General features: G+C 27.6%; 17 protein-coding genes, 2 pseudogenes and 1 riboswitch. Of the genes and pseudogenes, 10 read left to right on the forward strand and 9 right to left on the reverse strand.

Translation table 11 applies throughout. From position 1 onward, the window contains the following. Both B3603_RS13625 and B3603_RS13630 read right to left on the reverse strand, forming a co-directional pair. On the reverse strand, positions 1-143 hold a 143-nt coding region (locus B3603_RS13625; protein WP_291565853.1), incomplete at its 3' end, for a PadR family transcriptional regulator. Positions 144-441: 298 nt separating this feature from the next. Continuing rightward, a complete protein-coding gene (locus B3603_RS13630) occupies positions 442-1284 on the reverse strand; it encodes a metallophosphoesterase (protein ID WP_291565821.1) in 843 nt (280 codons plus the stop codon). Between the two features lie 261 nt (positions 1285-1545). Continuing rightward, positions 1546-1718: riboswitch (cobalamin riboswitch) on the forward strand. A 147-nt stretch (positions 1719-1865) separates the two neighbouring features. On the opposite strand from B3603_RS13630, the gene hemA reads away from it, so the two are divergent. The 8 genes and pseudogenes from hemA to B3603_RS13670 all read left to right on the forward strand — a co-directional run bounded on the left by hemA (position 1866) and on the right by B3603_RS13670 (position 10959). Beyond that, positions 1866-3086 (forward strand): glutamyl-tRNA reductase, encoded by a 1221-nt coding sequence (hemA, locus tag B3603_RS13635; RefSeq protein ID WP_291565823.1) that lies wholly within the window; start codon positions 1866-1868, stop codon positions 3084-3086. Positions 3087-3101: 15 nt separating this feature from the next. After that, a pseudogene (gene hemL, locus B3603_RS13640) lies at positions 3102-4278 on the forward strand (glutamate-1-semialdehyde 2,1-aminomutase). Positions 4279-4634: 356 nt separating this feature from the next. Continuing rightward, positions 4635-5351, forward strand: coding sequence for an energy-coupling factor ABC transporter permease (locus B3603_RS13645; protein WP_291565826.1), 717 nt, complete (start codon positions 4635-4637; stop codon positions 5349-5351). Beyond that, positions 5352-5627, forward strand: a complete 276-nt coding sequence (locus tag B3603_RS13650; RefSeq protein ID WP_291565828.1) for an energy-coupling factor ABC transporter substrate-binding protein — start codon at positions 5352-5354, stop codon at positions 5625-5627. It abuts the gene before it with no gap. After that, entirely contained in the window at positions 5612-6310 is a 699-nt protein-coding gene (locus B3603_RS13655; RefSeq protein WP_291565830.1) for a CbiQ family ECF transporter T component, read from the forward strand. Before B3603_RS13650 ends, B3603_RS13655 begins: the two co-directional genes overlap by 16 nt. A 535-nt stretch (positions 6311-6845) precedes the next feature. Continuing rightward, positions 6846-8267, forward strand: coding sequence for a Na+/H+ antiporter NhaC (gene nhaC / locus B3603_RS13660; RefSeq protein ID WP_291565832.1), 1422 nt, complete (start codon positions 6846-6848; stop codon positions 8265-8267). 433 nt (positions 8268-8700) lie between these two features. Continuing rightward, positions 8701-10122 carry a Na+/H+ antiporter NhaC gene (nhaC, locus tag B3603_RS13665; RefSeq protein WP_291565834.1) on the forward strand — a complete coding sequence of 474 codons (1422 nt, stop codon included), beginning with the start codon at positions 8701-8703 and terminating at the stop codon, positions 10120-10122. Between the two features lie 393 nt (positions 10123-10515). Continuing rightward, positions 10516-10959 (forward strand): DUF2383 domain-containing protein, encoded by a 444-nt coding sequence (locus B3603_RS13670; RefSeq protein WP_291565836.1) that lies wholly within the window; start codon positions 10516-10518, stop codon positions 10957-10959. A gap of 48 nt (positions 10960-11007) precedes the next feature. Here the strand turns inward: B3603_RS13670 and B3603_RS13675 are convergent, their stop codons facing one another. The 4 genes and pseudogenes from B3603_RS13675 to B3603_RS13690 all read right to left on the reverse strand — a co-directional run bounded on the left by B3603_RS13675 (position 11008) and on the right by B3603_RS13690 (position 14410). Further along, the gene (locus B3603_RS13675; RefSeq protein WP_291565838.1) at positions 11008-12384 is read right to left on the reverse strand and encodes a sensor histidine kinase; all 1377 of its coding nucleotides are present in this window, start codon (positions 12382-12384) and stop codon (positions 11008-11010) included. Continuing rightward, positions 12353-13047: pseudogene (locus tag B3603_RS13680) on the reverse strand (response regulator transcription factor). The gene B3603_RS13675 and the pseudogene B3603_RS13680 overlap by 32 nt, the downstream one beginning before the upstream one ends. Before the next feature lie 12 nt (positions 13048-13059). Further along, positions 13060-13854, reverse strand: a complete 795-nt coding sequence (locus tag B3603_RS13685; protein ID WP_291565840.1) for a hypothetical protein — start codon at positions 13852-13854, stop codon at positions 13060-13062. A 103-nt stretch (positions 13855-13957) separates the two neighbouring features. Then, positions 13958-14410 carry a hypothetical protein gene (locus B3603_RS13690; RefSeq protein ID WP_291565842.1) on the reverse strand — a complete coding sequence of 151 codons (453 nt, stop codon included), beginning with the start codon at positions 14408-14410 and terminating at the stop codon, positions 13958-13960. A gap of 257 nt (positions 14411-14667) precedes the next feature. Here B3603_RS13690 and B3603_RS13695 point away from each other — a divergent pair, with 257 nt between their 5' ends. Then, a complete protein-coding gene (locus B3603_RS13695) occupies positions 14668-15126 on the forward strand; it encodes a CBS domain-containing protein (RefSeq protein ID WP_291565844.1) in 459 nt (152 codons plus the stop codon). Positions 15127-15275: 149 nt separating this feature from the next. Then, positions 15276-16214: a DMT family transporter gene (locus B3603_RS13700; RefSeq protein ID WP_291565846.1), complete on the forward strand. Its 939-nt coding sequence runs from the start codon at positions 15276-15278 to the stop codon at positions 16212-16214. An 88-nt stretch (positions 16215-16302) separates the two neighbouring features. On the opposite strand, the gene B3603_RS13705 is transcribed toward B3603_RS13700, so the two are convergent. The 3 genes from B3603_RS13705 to B3603_RS13715 form a co-directional block, all read right to left on the reverse strand. Continuing rightward, complete coding sequence (locus B3603_RS13705; protein ID WP_291565848.1) at positions 16303-16611, reverse strand: hypothetical protein; 309 nt, start codon at positions 16609-16611, stop codon at positions 16303-16305. Positions 16612-16799: 188 nt separating this feature from the next. Beyond that, positions 16800-17942, reverse strand: a complete 1143-nt coding sequence (gene thiI / locus B3603_RS13710) for a tRNA uracil 4-sulfurtransferase ThiI (protein WP_291565850.1) — start codon at positions 17940-17942, stop codon at positions 16800-16802. Next, positions 17939-19078, reverse strand: a complete 1140-nt coding sequence (locus B3603_RS13715; RefSeq protein WP_291565852.1) for a cysteine desulfurase family protein — start codon at positions 19076-19078, stop codon at positions 17939-17941. Before B3603_RS13715 ends, thiI begins: the two co-directional genes overlap by 4 nt. Positions 19079-19405 lie beyond the last annotated feature (327 nt).

A 19405-nucleotide genomic window follows, 5' to 3' on the forward strand; every position in this document is an offset into this window, starting at 1 on the left:
GTACCTTCTTTAAAAGTAAAAACTCCACTGGACTTTTCTTCAATTTCCTTAATCATCTCATAACCATACATAGGCTTCTCTTTTAAAAGACTTAAAATTAAAATTACTGTACTTCCTTTTAATAATTCTTTACTAATCTTCATAATTTCACCTCCAATACATAGATATACTATACATAGTAAATCTATGTATATAGTAAGCCATATATTTCATAAGGTCAAGTGAAATATCACCTTCTTAAAATAAAGATTTTATAATTTCATGTAGTTAAGAGTAAAAATTTTACCTAATAAAAAATAATAAAATCAATACTTGATTTTTTCTTAAAAACTATTATAATTTCTTACATTAAAAAACTAGCAATTTTATTACTAGTTTTTAACTTTAAAATTGTTTTTATATATTAATTTTTAGTATATAAAAGAATAGTATCTAGTTTACTTAATTATTTCTATTTTCTGATGATTTTAATGTTATAACCACAATTTCTGGTCTATTAAATATGCGTTGAGGAAATAAACTATTACCTAGCCCCCTATTTACTATCATATAAGAATCCTTTTCTTTATAAAGTCCTTTAGTATATTTAGGCAAAATTCCTTGCATTGGAGCAAATAATCCGCCTGCTATCGGGAGTCTGATTTGTCCTCCATGAGCATGACCAGTTAAAGTTAAATCTATATTTAAACTATTATATATATTAAATTTTTCTGGTCTATGACTTAAAAGCAATTTAAGATTCTTATCTTCTTTTATTAAAGGCATAAGATAATTTTCTACAATATTGGCTTCAGTATCTTGTCCATAACTACTTAACGGATCTTCTATTCCTATAATTTCTATACTTTGATTATTTATCTTTACTAGCTCCTTATGATTTCTTAAAACCTTTACTCCTAAAGCTTCTAATTTATTTTGTAAATAATCTACATTACCGTATCTCCATTCGTGGTTTCCAGTTACATAATAAACCGGTGAAATCTTAACTAATTCTTTCATTAATTCTAAGCTAGGTATTTCATCATATTTTCTACTATCTATTAAATCACCTGTAAATGCTATAATATCTGGTTTCTCTTTTTTAATTTTATTTATAATATATTTTTGATTTTCACCAAAGCTCTTACAATGCAAATCAGATAAATGTATTATTTTAATTTTATTATTATTTTTCATTTTACTATGTTCAATTTCTATATAACTTTTAACAATCGAATTATTTTCCAAGTATAAGAAAATTAACATAAGTAAAGTAACTACTACTATCCTCTTTAAAGTTTTCATAATTATTTTCTCCTTAAAATCCTTTTATCAAAGCTTATTCAACAATATATGAAAAATCCCTCTAAAGATATGCTATTTGAGAAAGTAATACCTTTACTAAATCTTTAAAGAAATTGGCTTAATCGCAAATTAAAAACTTTATTAGAAAAGTTATCTATATCTTTATATACATCAATAATTTAAAGATAAAATTAAATAATTAGACTTTTTTAAAAATAATTTCTTTAAAATCTAATGTATTTATGATATACTAGACTCAACGAAATATGTTAAGTTTATGGTACTATTATTAGTATAATAGGGAAAGTGGTGAAAATCCACTACAGCCCCCGCTACTGTAACGAAGACGAATCTTGACCACTGAGCTTGCGCTTGGGAAGGTGAGAGGAGATTGATGCGTGAGTCAGGAGACCTGCCATAAACAACTTGCTGTGCCTTCGGTGGGAAGGAAAGTGGCGTTGATACTTAAATAACCTATTAGGATTTAGTATGCAAACTCACTTATTGTGAGTTTTTTTATTTGCGTAATATTTGTGTAAATATACTAGGTAAAGGTACATAAGCTAGGAGATGATTAATGGATGATTCAACTAATAGGGCTAAATAGAGAAGTTGATATAGAAACACGAAGTTGCTTTAGCATTGCTAGCAATGTATTAGAAGAAAGCTTATTAAAATTAAGAGGAATTTGTGATGAAGTAGTTATACTTTCTACTTGTAATAGAACAGAAGTTTATTTTACCTCTGAAAATGTAGATGAAAACATTATAAATAATATTTTTACAATATTAAATTGGGATATAGATAATAAAAAATATATATTCCACTCAACAGGTGAAGCTGCTATAAAACACTTAATGGAGTTATGTTGTGGCTTTCATTCTAAAATTTTAGGTGAAGATCAAATATTAGGTCAGATTAAAGATGCTTATTTTGCTGCTGTTAAAGCAAATAGTTTAAAAGGTATTTTAGAAAGACTTTTTACTAATGCCATAGCTTGCGGCAAGGAATTTAAAACTGCTACAACCCTATATAAAATTCCTGTTTCTGCATCTTCAATTGCTGTGAAAGAAGCTATAAAAAGAAATAAAAGAAATTATATGATTATAGGCTTTGGTGTAATGGGAAAGCTTTGCTATAAAACTTTAATAGGAAATGATAATAATTTCGATAACATATACATTGTAGGAAGAAATGTAGAGAAGATTAAAAAAGATGAATTATTAACCTGTAATGATAAAGTAAAAATAATTTCTATGGAATGTAGGAAGCAATATTATGATTTAGTTGATACAATAATAAGTTGCACTTCATCCCCTAATACTATTATAACCAAAGATGAAATTCCAAGTGATAAAGAACTATTAATATTTGATTTGGCAGTTCCTAAGGATGTTGAAAAAAATATAGAGCTACTTAAAAACGTCACAGTATATGATATAGATAAAGTTCATATAATTGATGAGGAAAATAAAAAATTAAGAAGAGTTATAATGGATAATCATCGATATATAGTTGAAAAATATATAGAAGAATATAATGAATGGAGAACTCTTAGGGGCTTATCTCCTCATATCATTAATATGATAAATAAAGGTAATTCCATTTATAAAAACAGGTTTAAAACCTATACTCAAAAAAAATACACAAAAGATAATGATAAATTAGTTGAAACTTTAATTAAAAGTACTAGTAATGCTTATGTAAATAGAGCTATTGAAGTTTTAAAAGAGGAAACTTTAAAAGGTAATGGAGATGAAACATTAAAATTAATACAAAAAATCTTTTGTGATATAAATTAAATAAGGAGGAAGAAAATGAATTCAGAAAGAAGTTTTAAAATTTTTGAAGAATCAAAAAAATACATACCAGGTGGAGTTAATAGTCCTGTTAGAGCTTTAAAAGATATGGGTATAACACCTCCTGTGATAAAAAAAGGTGATGGTGCATACATATTCGATGAAGATGGAAACAAATATATTGATTTTATTGGTGCTTGGGGCCCTATGATATTAGGTCACAATGACAATGATGTTATTAATGCAATAAAANNGTACAGAAGCTACTATGAGTGCAGTAAAACTAGCAAGAGGATACACTAACAAAAATAAAATTATAAAATTTGCTGGATGTTATCATGGACATTTTGATGGATTTTTAGTAAGTGCTGGTTCAGGAGTAATGACAGAAGGTATTCCTGGTAGCGCTGGTGTACCTCAGGAAAGTATAAAAAATACATTAATAGCTTCTTATAATGATATTGACAGCATAAAAAGTATCTTTGAAAAATACGGTGATGATATAGCTGGTGTTATTATAGAACCTATTGCTGGCAATATGGGTGTAATAAAAGCTACTAAAGAATTTATGAAAGAATTGGAATCTCTATGTAGAAAATACGGTGCTTTATTAATATTTGATGAAGTAATGTGTGGCTTTAGAGTTGCCTATAAAGGAGCTCAAAGTCTTTATGATGTAACACCTGATATAGTTACCTACGCTAAAATAATGGGTGGTGGGCTTCCTTGTGGTGCCTATGGTGGCAAAAGAGAAATAATGGAAAAACTTTCACCTATGGGACCTGTTTATCAAGCAGGAACTATGTCTGGAAATCCTATAGTTATGGCTGCAGGACTTGCAACTGTACAAAAACTATATTCTCATCCAGAATACTATGAACATCTTGAAAAGTTAGGTAAAAAACTTCAGGATGGAATGGTTAAAATAGCTAGTGAAAAAAATATTCCTATAACTATAAATAGATGTGGAGCTATGATGACTATATTCTTTACAGATTTAAAAGAAGTGAAGAACTATGAAGATGCTAAAACTTGTGATACAAAATTATTTTCAAAATTTTATATGCATATGCTCAAAAATGGTATCTATATTGCCCCATCTCAATTTGAGGCATTATTCTTATCAGTAGCTCATACTGAAGAAAACATAGACAAATTCTTAGATGTTTTCAAAAGCTTTGATTCCAATCAATAGTCTGATCAACTATTGATTTATATAGATTTTTTAAAGGCCTTTAATCTATTTTATTACAATTTGTAGCAATGCTTTAAAACTTGTTAAATTTATTTAAATTAAATACTAAAGTAATTATATTTATCTTTTATTGAAGTTAAGGCATCTTCAAAAAAAATAATAGACCAGTATATTAGCCTATTTTCCATCATACTGCGTCGTCAGAACCCGCCCATAGCGCCACTATGAGCAGAATCTAACACCTTGTCTGATAAAAAATATACTAACATCTTTGATCTATTATTTTCTTTCAGATGCCTAAATTTTAACTAACCTCTTTTAAAGCATTGCTATTTATAAAAGATGGAGGGTTTAATATGAAAAAAAGAAATATTTTATTGTTAGGTTTAATACTTTCAATAGTTATGCCTTATAGCGCTTTTGCAATGCATATTGCAGAAGGATTCCTAAGTCCATTTTGGTGTTTAGTTTACTTTATTTTATCCGCACCATTCTTCTTCTTAGGGGTTAGAGCAATTAATAAAAAAACATATAATAATAAGGATTTAAAAATGCTTTTAGCACTTGTTGCTGCCTTTTGTTTTGTTTTATCAGCATTAAAACTACCTTCTGTATCTGGAAGTAGTTCACATGCTACTGGTACTGCCCTTGGTGCAATTTTATTTGGACCTTTTGCGATGACGGTAATAGCATCACTAGTGCTACTATTTCAAGCTCTGTTATTAGCTCATGGTGGTTTAACAACATTAGGTGCAAATGTATTTTCTATGGGTATTATTGGACCAATAGTTGCATTTTTAACATATAAATTATTTAAAAATAAAAATAAAAAAATAGCTATTTTTTTAGCAGCAGTTTTAGGGGATTTATCCACTTATGTTATTACTTCAGTACAGATGGGACTTGCTCACTCTGGAGGAAATTTTATAAATGCTTTCACAAAATTCATTTCAATTTTTGCAATAACTCAATTACCATTAGCTATAATTGAAGGTATTATTACTGTATTAATATTTGAATTTATTGAGAAACATTCTAAGAATGAACTACTAGCTTTGGAGGAGATGGTATAAATGAAAAGAAAAAATATTATACTTATATTGATTTGTGTTTTTCTTGTAATCGCTCCCCTTGCCTACTATGGTTCTACTAGTGAGTTTGTAGGCGGAGATGATCAAATGGAAGAAGTAATTTCAGAAATAAATAAAGATTATGAACCTTGGTTTAGTAGCATTTGGGAACCACCTTCTTCTGAAATAGAAAGTTTACTATTCTCTCTTCAAGCAGCAATAGGTGCAGGATTTGTAGGCTTTTATATAGGTAAAAAGACCTCGTGCTCAAAACGATAATAGCTTATTCTAAAATAAGTAGTCAAATACATAGGCATCCTTTAGAGAAGTTATGCCTATGTATTTTTCCCATTATTATCTTAGGGTTTTCCAATACCATAATACCAATTATATTAAACATAATAATCTTTATTCTTCTTCATATAAAGGTCAATAATCCGATAAATATAGTTTCAAAATTTTCTTTTGGTGCCTTTATATTCGCTTTGTTATCATCAATTACTTTTATATTTACTTACGATATTAATTATATATTATTAATATTATTAAAAAGTTTTTCTGGTGGGCTTTGCATTGCATATCTCTCTTTAACTACACCATTAGACCATATTTTATATCTATTTTCAAAAAGTAAGAGTCTTAGAGAAATTTGTGATATAGCTAAAAATATGGAAAGATACATATTATTGATCGATGATGAAGCAAGATTACTATACAATGCTATAAAATCTAGAAGTGGTTTTATAACCTTTAAATTAAAAGTTATAAATACAGGAAAAATGCTAGGTTTACTATTTTTTAATACCATGAAAAGATGGGATGAAATAAAAGAAGGCTTAAACTCTAGATGCTATAAAGGAAATCACTATTATATTAGTTTTAATTTTACTATAACTGTTAAGAATTATGGATATATTTTTATTTATAATGCTATTTTAATAATAATGATTTTAATCTTATAAGAGTATTACAACTAAGGTTGAAATGCTCTTTTTTTATTTTTATTTAAGACTAACTTTATAATATATTTCTAAAGCATAAATATTGCTGAAATTAATAATAAGACTAAAATTTAAGAAAAACAATTATTAACATTTTTTTACTACGTAAAAACCTTTGAAGATTTCAAAGGTTTTTTTAAAATAATATGATATTTTGTTATTTGTTTAACATTTTTTTCTAGTAATATTGGTTTTATAATTGCAAACTTTTTTATTTATTCAATGTTTTTATTATAAAAATATAAATTTTAATATAAAAATTCAAAAAAATATATATAAATATAATAACAATTTGAAACTTTTTTGCATTATAAATCTATTTATCAAATAATTATACTGTATAATATGAATTTTTTATGCATATTACTTATTTTTTTGCATTAAATGATTGTAATAAATTATTAATAGTTAATTTTTTAATTATTCTTAAATTTAATTGAAAACTTGCTATTTATAAGGTAAAATATTAACAATATATTGAAAGAGGAGGATTAAAATGAGTAATGAAATAAGAAAACCTAAACTTTTCGAAGCATTATTACCAATTATTTTTTTAGCAGTATGCCTCTCTGTCGGAATAATATTATATGAATCAAGTGCTCATATCCCTTTAATTATCGGTTCAATAATTGCATCTTTAGTTGCACTTAGATTAGGATTTAAATGGAAAGACTTAGAAGAAGGATTTATAAATTCTATTCAAATGTCTATGCAGGCAATAATTATTTTAATGATAATTGGAATTATTATTGGTTCTTGGATTCTTAGTGGAACAGTTCCTACTATGATATATTACGGACTTAAAATCATTTCTCCTAGTATATTCTTAGTTGCCTCCTGTATTATGTGCTCAATAGTTTCTCTAGCTACAGGTAGTTCTTGGACTACTGCTGGAACTGTTGGTATCGCACTACTAGGAATTGGCCAAGGTCTTGGCATTCCAGCTCCTATGATTGCCGGCGCTATTATATCTGGTGCATACTTTGGAGATAAAATGTCACCTCTTTCTGATACTACAAATTTGGCCCCTGCTATGGCTGGTTCTGAACTATTTGAGCATATAAAACACATGGTTTATACTACAGCTCCAAGTATGGTCATAGCTTTAGTAATCTATGGAATATTAGGACTAAGATATTCTGGTAAAGAATTAGATATAACTCAAATTAATACTATATTAAGCGGGCTTCAAATAAATTTCAATATAACTCCATGGCTTTTAATTCCTCCAATAGTTGTTATAGTTTTAGTTGTAAAAAAAATTCCTGCTATTCCTGGATTAATTGCTGGCGCAATATTAGGTGGAGTGTTTGCAATGCTATTCCAAAGTTCTTCTTTTGGTGATGTTATAAATGTTATGAATTCAGGATATGTTGGAAATAGCGGTGTTGAAATGGTTGACGAACTTTTAAATCGAGGCGGACTTCAAAGTATGATGCCCACTGTATCCTTAATTATGTGCGCTATGATTTTTGGTGGAATTATGGAAAAATCAGGTTGCCTCGGATTACTTGCTGAAAGTTTATTAAAATTAGCAGTAAACACCGGCTCTTTAATACTAGTAACTATAGTATCTTGTATATTTACTAATATTATTGCTGGAGATCAATATTTAGCAATAGTTATTCCAGGTAGAATGTATAAGGATGAATATGCAAAACGAGGCCTTGCTGCTAAAAATCTTTCAAGAACTCTTGAAGATGCTGGTACTATGACCTCTTGCTTTGTTCCTTGGAATACCTGTGGAGCATTTATGAGCAGTACTTTAGGTGTACACCCATTTGCTTATATGCCTTATGCTTTCCTTAACTTAATAAATCCAATTGTTGCTATCATCTATGGATACACTGGCATAACTATTGAAAAAATTAAGCCCAAAAATTCAAAATCTGAAAGAAAATCTTCTTTAAATATATAAATTATAATATAAGAATTCAATTTATTATAGAAATTAGAATACTGTATAATTTAAATTTTCATTAAAAAGCCTTATAATTAACCCCACTTAAATATTTATATAATTACTAAAATCTAAAGAACTCTATATTAATCATAGAGTTCTTTAGTTAATGTTATTAATTTTTTTACATTTGAAATAACTTTTCTGATTTTTGATTTTTTTCTCATAAAATATATGATTATTTTTAAAATTCCTCCATAAAATCCACTTTTTATATCTACTTTTTAAGTATTTTTGCTAAAATCAAACTTTTTAATATAACTATTGAAAAAAATTTATGTATTTAAGTAACAAACTGTTCATAGTTATTTTTAATTACCCTTAATCTTCATTGAAAACTTTTTGTATATAATGTAATATATTAACAATATATTGAAACAGGAGGACTAATATGAGTAATGAGATAAGAAAACCAAAACTCTTGGAAGCATTACTGCCCATTATTATTTTAGCAATATGCCTATCTGTTGGTATTATACTTTATGAAGCAAGTGCTCACATACCTTTAGTTATAGGTTCGATAATTGCTTCCCTAGTTGCACTTAGGCTAGGATTTAAATGGAAAGACTTAGAGAAAGGATTTATAAACTCTATTCAAATGTCTATGCAGGCAATAATTATTTTAATGATAATAGGAATTATTATCGGTTCTTGGATACTTAGCGGCACAGTGCCTACTATGATATATTATGGTCTTAAAATTATATCTCCAGGTATATTTTTATTAGCAACTTGTATAATGTGTTCAATAGTTTCCCTTGCTACTGGTAGTTCTTGGACCACTGTTGGAACTGTAGGTATTGCACTACTGGGAATTGGTCAAGGTCTTGGTTTTTCAACTCCTTTAGTTGCTGGGGCTGTTATATCTGGTGCCTATTTTGGAGATAAAATGTCCCCCCTTTCTGATACTACGAACTTAGCTCCTGCTATGGCTGGTTCTGAGCTATTTGATCATATAAAGCATATGATTTATACTACAGGTCCAAGTATGATTATAGCTTTAGTACTCTATGGAATACTAGGATTAAAATATGCTGGTAAGGAATTAGATGTTACTCAAATAAATACCATTTTAGATGGACTACAAAGAAGCTTTAATATAACTCCATTACTTTTAATTCCTCCGGTAGTTGTTATAGTCTTAGTTGTTAAAAAAATTCCTGCTATTCCCGGATTAATTGCTGGTGCAATATTAGGAGGATTATTCGCAATATTATTTCAAAGCTCTTCCTTTGGGGATATCATAAATGTCATGAATTTAGGATATGTTGGGAATAGTGGTGTTCAAATGGTTGACGAGCTTTTAAATCGAGGAGGACTTCAAAGTATGATGTCCACCGTATCCTTAATCATGTGCGCTATGACTTTTGGTGGAATTATGGAAAAATCAGGTTGTTTAGGATTATTAGCTGAAAGCTTATTAAAATTGGCAGTAAACACTGGTTCATTAATATTAGTAACTGTAGTATCTTGTATATTTACAAATCTTATTTCTGGAGATCAATATTTATCAATAGTTATTCCAGGTAGAATGTATAAAGATGAATATGTTAAAAGAGGTCTTGCTCCTAAAAACCTTTCAAGAACTCTTGAAGATGCTGGTACTATGACTTCTTGTTTAATACCTTGGAGCAACTGCGGAGCATTTATGAGTTCCACTTTAGGTGTCCCTACCCTCTCTTATCTGCCCTTTACTTTTCTTAATTTAATAAATCCGTTAGTTGCTATTTTCTATGGATATACAGGTATAACTATTGAAAAAATTAAATCTGAAAATGTAAAACCTGAAAAAAACTCTTCTTTAAATATATAAAATTATAGTAATTCTTTTTTAGAAATTTATAATTTCTATTATTAAAAAGCTCTATGATAATCATAGAGCTTCTCCTCATATTATATTTATTTTATAAGAACATTAAAATTTAGAATATTTTAATGTTAATTGATATAAATTACATATATTATAACTTTTAAATCCATAATAATCATATAGTCATGCAATGTGAAAAGTTAAAATATACTCTGAAAAATAAATTTTCTATAAAAATAGCTTAACATCTTAAAAATTAAGGTTTAACCATAATCCGTATCTTTAATTCTTAATTTTTAATTCATGAATAAGAATTTTTTTATGGAAATTAAAATCATGTATAGTCTAAATTTCCATTGAGGAACTCTATAGTATATATAAAAGGAGTTGTTTTCTTTGAATAAAGAATGTATTAACGAATTGAATAAATTCCTTCAAGGTATTTATATGGGCATTGATACCTTTGAACAATATATCCAGAAATGTAATGATTATAATATAAAAAATCGATTGCAAGAAATCCAAAAGGATTATAGATTACATGCACTTAAAGTATCAGAAAGAATTCAAGACTTAGGTGGTGTTCCTGTTAATAGTTCAGGATTTGTTAGTAAAACTATAGATTTTTATTCCCAAATAACAAATAGTATTAATCTTAATTCTTCTCAAGATATTATTGAAGAAGCTCATAATGCATCAAATACAGGTTACATAATGGGTAGTAGACTAATCCAAGAAAGTAAATCCATAGATCACAACAGTTATAGACTTTTAAATTCCATATTAAAAGATTATCAAAGGCATATGAACTCTTTAAGTAAACACGCTAGTATACATTAAGTAAAGTAATAAAGCACTTGCTACAAAAATAGCTAATGCTTTATTGCTTTATTTATTTTCAATTGGCAACACCACTGTTATAGTTGTTCCTTTTGAAACTTCACTACTAGCATATATTTTACCACTATGATTTTCAATAATTAATTTTGCAATAGCAAGTCCTAGGCCACTTCCACCTTTTTCTCTATGTCTAGCTTTATCTACCATATAAAACCTATCAAATATTCTAGATAAATCCTCTTTAGGTATACCAATACCTGTGTCTCTTATAACAATTTTTGCAAAATTATTTTCTCTTATTAAATTAATTACAATTTCTCCATCTTCTTTAGTGAATTTAATACTATTGTCCACAAAAATTCTTAAACCTTGCTTAATCATCTTATAATCAGCATCTATAATTATTTCATCATTTATTTTACTATATATATTATGTTTATCAGAAATAAATTTACTTTCTTTTATTACCTCATCAATCAATTCATTTAAATAAAATTTTTCTTTATGAATCTTCTGCGTATTACTATCATTTCTTGCTAAAAACAATAATTTTTCTAATAATACAGTCATGTTTTCTGTTTCTTTTTTAATAGCCTCAATTGATTCCTCTAAGATTTCTTTATCATCTTTCCCCCATCGGTCTAATAAATTCACATATCCTTTTATAACTGCAATAGGGGTTCTCAGTTCATGAGAAGCATCAGATACAAATTGATTTTGTTTTTCAAAAGACCCTTGCAGTCTATCAATCATACTATTAAAAGTTGATGCTAATCTGGATAATTCATCTTCTTTAGGAGCAACTTCTATTCTTTCCTTTAAGTTATTGATACTTATGCTTTGTGCTGCCTTAGTTATTCTATCAATAGGTTCTAGCATACCTTTACTAACCACATTTCCAAGTGCTATTGAAATTATAATTCCTCCAAAGCAAGCTGTTATCATAAAAGCTTTTAATACTTCCAAGAAGATTGTTTCGTATTCTATATCCTTAACAGCCTGAATATATACAGTACCATTATTTGTTTTAACTTTATTGGTTACATATATATACTTTCGCTCTTTTTCATATCTATAATCAGTTTTATCAGTAGTATTATTAGAGTTTATATTTAAAGGAATATCATATTTAAAGTTGTCTACAGTAGCAATGACATTTCCTTTATCATCTAATATTCGAGAATAGTACCTTTCTTTAGAAGGTGCACCCTCAAAAATATTTGAGTAATTATAGACACCTCTTGGATTAACAATTCTTTGCTCAATAATTTTAGATAAATAATTTAACTCTGCACTAACTTGATGCTCTGCATAAAAAGTTATTCCTAAATATATAGCACTATTCAATGCAATTAATACGCTAAGAAGTAATATAGTATAAAGTATAGTTAATTTAGTCGATATTTTTGTGTTTTTTAATAACATATCCTACCCCTCTAACGGTATGAATTAACTTTACATCAAAACCTTCATCAATTTTGCTTCTCAAATATCTAATATATACATCAACTACATTTGTATCTCCCATATAATTGTATCCCCAAACAACTTCCAATAATTGTTCTCTATTCAATACAACGTCTACATTCTTCATCAAATATTCTAGAAGGTCGTATTCTCTTTTAGTCAATTCAATTAATTGGTTTTCTCGTTTAACTTCATGAGTGCTTAAATTCATAACTAAATCATTAACCATAATCTCATTTTTATTTTCANNTTACTACTATTTTTTCTCTTTATAGCTCTAATTCTAGCTAATAATTCTTCAATTGCAAAAGGCTTTGTCATGTAATCATCAGCCCCAATATCTAACCCTGTTACTTTATCTATAACACTATCTTTAGCTGTAAGCATTATAATTGGTACCTCACTAAAAGCTCTTACTCTTCTACAAACCTCCATGCCATTTAAACTTGGAAGCATAACATCTAATATAACTAAGTTATATTCATTATTTTTTATTTTTTCTAAACCTTCTCTACCATCATAAACAGTTTCAACCTCGTAACCTTCATGCATTAATTCTAACTGAACAAATCTAGCAATTTGTTTTTCATCTTCAACGATCAATATTTTATACTCTTTCATAACTTATCCCTCCTAGGTCAAATGTTTTTTTCTATTTAAAAATGTATTTTTATTTTCTCTATATAATTGAAATACAAAAATTAATATTATAAAGAAAGATATGACTAACACTATACCCAAAACACAAAATATAGCTGCTATAATCCATATTATCATTCCAAAGTTCATACCACCAGTAAATGCTATTATTACAATCTTTCTATTGTTAATTTCATCATTAATCTCATGCAATAAATATAATTGCTTAAAATTTTTCACTTCTTTATTACCTTTATCTTCTGAGCTTTTTAAGAATTGCTCGAATTCTTCTTCATAGAAATCTCCCCCTAGAAAAAGCATATCTTCTATGTAAGATTTCACATAAATTATTTCAGGGTTATTACTACTATATAAGAATCCTCTATGAAGATAATCATTGTATTGATCCTCTTCATAATTAGCATCTAAGCTTTTATCCAGTATGAACTTTCCATTCTTAGACAAATTGGAATTGCTATAGCTATATGTAATATTGTTTTTATTATCTAAAATAAGAATATCTTTTATGGAGCTAAAGCTTTCTCCAAGTTTTCTAGCATGGACTTTTAACCGTTCATTTGGCTCACTTTTTTTAATATCTCTATGTATGGCTTTATAATTATAAAAGGTTTTTACTCTATTTCTATTAAACCAAGGTATAATTGCACCAAAAAACATCACAGTTACTAAAAACAATATAGTAAAAGCTTTTAAATTGTTCTTAAGATTATTAAAGGCCTTTGTATGAAACAAATACTTATTAAATAAATCTTTTACTATTCGTATCACTTAGTACTCCTCCTATAACTCTTTCATTAATTATATATTTTCCCCATTAAAACTGCATTAAAACCTAATTAAATATAAATAAAGCATCTATATTATAGATGCTTTATTTATGTTTTTTATTTCTTAATAAAATTTTACTAATTGCTATACATGTCACAGCAGTAGCAATTACTTTTGTAGCTATTTCTTTTTTATTTATTTTTCCTACTGGCTCCAAATTATTTATAATTATTGCATCCTTTGAAGTACTCTGTGGATAAAGATATGCGCCTATCATACAAATATGTTGAAATCTTATTTCAGAAAAATTATCAATAAGACTACTTAGAGATTTTAAAAAATATTCCTTATCCCATTCATTAATGGGTTTTAAAACCTCATTATTATGTTCATCCATTAAATCATCAATAAATTCTTCAGCATATTTTTTAGCTCTTAATATTTCTCCTACATTTCCTGGATCTTTTCTTATATACTCAATTAACGCTGTTCTTACAGCTTCAACTTCTCCTAAAGATATGGCTTCTATTAAAGATGCCTCTGCTATAAATTCCATTATTAAAAACCTCCTAATAAAATTTAACCTTAATATTATTATAATCTAATATTCATCTAGTAAAATATATTTTAAATATAACTTATATCTACTATTTATGAAAGTCTTATAAAACTAATTATAATGCCTTAGTATAAATTAGTAAATACTTCTAATTTAAATCGTTTTGTAACAATATTGACATATAGAATGATATAATAGTATATATAAGAACAAATTAAAAATAAGTAATATAATATTAATTGGAGGATGATCCCATGAATGTTGCTTTTTTTCTTACTCCAAAAAGTGAGGTAATACATGAAAAGGTAAATTCAACAATGAGAAGAGCTATGGAACGTATGGAATATCATAGATATACAGCTATTCCTTTAGTAGATGAAAAAGGCAGATATGTTGGTACATTAACCGAAGGGGATATTTTATGGAAATTTAAAAATGATCCTGATATAACCCTAAAAGACACTGAAAAGGTGTTAATTAGAGATATACCAAGAAATGTTCGAAATAAAGCAGTGTCAATAAACTCTGACATTGAGAGTCTAATACTGGTTGCTAAATCTCAAAATTTTGTACCTGTTGTAGATGATTCTAATATTTTTATTGGCATAATTAAAAGAAGTGATATAATATCCTATTGTTATAATAGAATATTCAACGAAGATAAATTTAAAAACCTTCCTACCTATGAAATTTTAGATGAAATAGCTAATTAATTACCTTAAAATTTAAAATATTTCGCTAAATTTCCAAAGGAATTTATTAAGAAACCTAGAATATATACTATATAACGCCATAATCTAAAAATTCATGTATTAGATTATGGCGTTTTTCACTGTGGAATATAAGAAAAGGAAGTGATTTAATGAAAGCTTTGAAGAACAAAAGTTTATTAGCAGATTTAGCTCTTTTATTAGTAGCAATCATATGGGGTGGAGGTTTTATTGCCGTAAAAGATTCTGTAAATTTAATACCACCCTTTTATCAAATGACTATAAGATTTTTTCTCTCAACTGTTATAATGGCAATAATCTTTAATAAAAATTTTAAAAAAGCAACTAGAGCAGATTTTAAAATGGGAACTATAATAGGAATTTTTTTATTTCTAGGATTTGCACTTCAAACTGTAGGAATTGTTTATACTACTGCTAGCAAAAGTGCTTTTTTAACTGCAACTTACGTAGTACTTGTTCCTTTTTTAAATTGGGCTATTTTTAAATTAAAACCAGATAGATTTTCAGTTATTGGTGCAATTTTATGTTTAATTGGTATTTCCTGCTTAACTCTTCAAGGAGGTTTGAATTTTAATGGCGGTGACATACTTACAATATTATGTGGTATAGGCTTTGCTGGACAAATTATTACCATTGGTCTCTATACCAAAAGGACAGATCCTATAATATTAACTATTATTCAATTTGGGGTAGCTGCAATACTATCTTTTATTATGGCAATTTTCTTTGAACCTTTACCTCAGTTTGAAACAAAATTAATACTGCCTATAGCATATATGGTTATATTCAGTACTACACTTTGCTTCATAATTCAAAATGTAGCTCAAAAATATACAAGTTCTACTCATGCCGCTATAATACTCTCTTTAGAATGTTTATTTGGGTCATTGTTTTCAGTATTGATATTTGGAGATAAATTTACCTTCTCTATGATCGTTGGCTGTATATTTATATTTATAGCAATAATCACCACTGAAACTAAATTAAGTTTTATATTTAAGAATAATAATTCAAAAGATCTTTTAGCTGATAAAGAACTAGAAGTGGCATCAGGTGAAAACATAGAATAGAAAAGCGTGACTAAAGGTCACGCTTTTTAAACTAAAATGTTACATAACTTATAAAAACAATTGCTAGCCTTTAAGTTAAATTAATTCTCTATTCTTCCTTTTTATCTCTATAAATTTTATATGCCTCTTTAAAATGTTTCTTAAATCTTTTTACAAAATATAAGATAAAAAGTATTATAAAATCCACAGCTACTAATGAAACCATTAAATTTCTTAATTCGCTATTTTGCCTTACAGCAGGAATTAACCCTATAATTACACAAATTGGTACACCTATAACTATTATATATTTTATATTCTTATTTTCTTTATACTTATAAATACAATATCTTATCCATATTAAACAAGCAAAAGTGCCACAAATTAGCGGCAAATAATCCTTCATAAATCCTTTCATCCCTTTCCCCCAAAGTACCTATAGTTTATTTTATATAGAAATCTTATATTTCTCAAGACTTTTGTATATATAATTGTTTTTTATTAAACCTTCGGAATGAAAAATTAGCGAACATTGTTCGCTGCTACAAATCTATAAAAACCTCTCTTATACAAGAGAAGTTTTTATAATAATCATCTAAATTCATATTAGTTGTATACTTCCATTCCTTCTATAGCTTTTTCTACCAATTCATCTATATCAAGTATAGATTCAGATTTTATAATTTCATCTAATCTAGGTTTAGTTTTAGGATGTTTAGGTACAAAGATTGTACAACAATCCTCATAAGGTAATATAGATGTTTCATAGGTATCTATGTCTCTTGCAATATCCATAATATCTATTTTGTCCATAGCAATTAGCGGTCTAAACACCGGTCTATCTGAACAATTATCACTTACTACCAAAGCCTCCATAGTTTGTGAGGCTACCTGACCAACACTTTCCCCAGTAGTTACAGAATTAATATTATATTTCTCTGCTAATTTACAAGCAAGTCTCATCATAAATCTTCTCATTATTATTGTTAATTCATCTTCTCTACATTTTTCAATAATTTCTAATTGAATATCAGTAAAAGGAACCACATATAGATTTAATTTGCCTGTATAGTTTTTTAATATATTTGCTAAAGTCTTCACTTTATCTTTAGCTCTTTCACTTGTATAAGGATGACTATGATAATAAACAGCATGAAGTTCTACACCTCTACGTGCCATTAAATATCCTGCTACAGGAGAATCTATTCCTCCTGATAACATAAGCATAGTACTTCCATTAATTCCATAAGGAAGTCCTCCTACTGCCTTAACTTTTTTAGAGATAACATAAGCATTTTTTCTTATTTCTATATTTAACAAAAATTCAGGTTTCTTTACATCAACAGTAATTCCATCTAAATTTTCCAATATGTAAGCTCCTACTTCTCTACTAACTTCCATAGAGTTTAGTGTAAATTCTTTATTTGCTCTATTTGTTTCAACCTTAAAAGTTTTTCCCACAGCATTCTTCATAACCTCTAATGCTACCTTAGATATTGATTCCATATCAGCAGTGGTTTCTTCCACTATACAAACTTCCATCACTCCAAAAACCTTTTTAACTCTCTCTATAATTTCATCTAAATTTTCAGAGTATATAAACCATCTGCCACTATCTTCAACAAATTCATAATTTAATTCTTCAAGTACATGTTTAATATTATCCTTTAATCTTCTTTCAAATTTTCCTCTATTTAACCCCTTTAAAAAAATTTCTGAAGCATACTTAACTAATAATAGTTTTCTCACCTTTTCATCCTCCTTAAAATTTTTAAACTGCTTTTCAAAGCTTCAATGACATAATCTACTTCATCCTTAGTATTATATTCGCAGAAACTAAACCTTATAGTTCCCTGTTGCTCTTTTAAAGATAATCCAAAAGCATTTAATACCTGTGAAGTTTTTACAGCTTTTGAAGAACAAGCTGAACCTGTTGAAACATATATATTTTTTTCTTCTAGAGCATGCAATAATACCTCACCTCTTATAGATGGAAAAGAAACAGAAAGTATATGAGGCAAAAAGTTTTCTTCCATTTTACTGTTAATTTTTACTTCCTCTAATTCATCTAATCTTTCAATGAAATATTTTTTAACTTCTAATACTTTTTCATAATTTTCCTGTAAATTTTCATGCATTATTTTACTTGCCATTGCGAAGCCAGCTATAGCTGGTAAGTTTTCTGTTCCTGATCTAAAGTTCCTCTCTTGTCCTCCGCCAGAAATTAATGGATTCGCCACTAATCCTTTTTTAATATAAGCAAAACCTACACCTCTAGGTCCATGTAATTTATGTCCACTAGTGCTCAGTAGATCAATTTTACATTTTTCTACATCTATAGGTATTTTTCCGTAGCTTTGTACTGCATCTACATGAAATTTTACTCTAGTTGATTTTTCTTTTATAGCATTTCCTATTTTTTCAATATCTTGAATTATTCCAACCTCATTATTAACATGCATTATGCTTACAAGTACTGTATCTTTAGTTATACTCTCTAACAATTCATCTATATTTATTTCGCCATTGTCCTTTAAAGATATATAACTTACCTTTATACCTTCTTTTTCTAGAGCTTTAAAAGTATTTAATACACTAGGATGTTCAATATTCGATGTAATTATATGAGTTCCTGCCTTAGAAAATCCCTTTATTAAAAAATTATTACTTTCGCTTCCACCAGAAGTAAATATTATTTCTTCACTATGAGCTCTAATTGTAGTAGCAATAAGTTCTCTACATTTTCTAAGCTTTTGTTCTGCTTTAAACCCTAAGCTATGAGCAGAAGATGGATTAGCAAAATACTCTCTCATACTATTACTTACTTCTTCAATTACTTCCTCGTAAGGTTCTGTAGTTGCACTGTTATCAAAATAAACTTCCATATTATTCACCTCTTAAAACTAATAATACTAATAATTTCTATGTATTATAGTATTATTAGTTATATAAATAATTATTTTAAATTTATAAATTTTTTATTTTAATTTGCCTATATATAAACTACCTTAAAAATTAATATATAGTTCAATATAGCTATGCCCTTAAAAACTCCAATTCACAACTTTAATCAATTGAGAATTGAAAATGGACAATTGACAATTGTGGTGGAAATTAGTTCTAATCAAACTAATTTCTTTAATTGTTTTTTTACTAGCAATACAATTGCTAGTGTTTTATTGTAGAGGCGAACAGTGTTCGCCAGTTCTTTT

Source organism: Clostridium sp. UBA2485, assembly GCF_002341865.1.
Lineage (GTDB): Bacteria > Bacillota > Clostridia > Clostridiales > Clostridiaceae > Clostridium_J.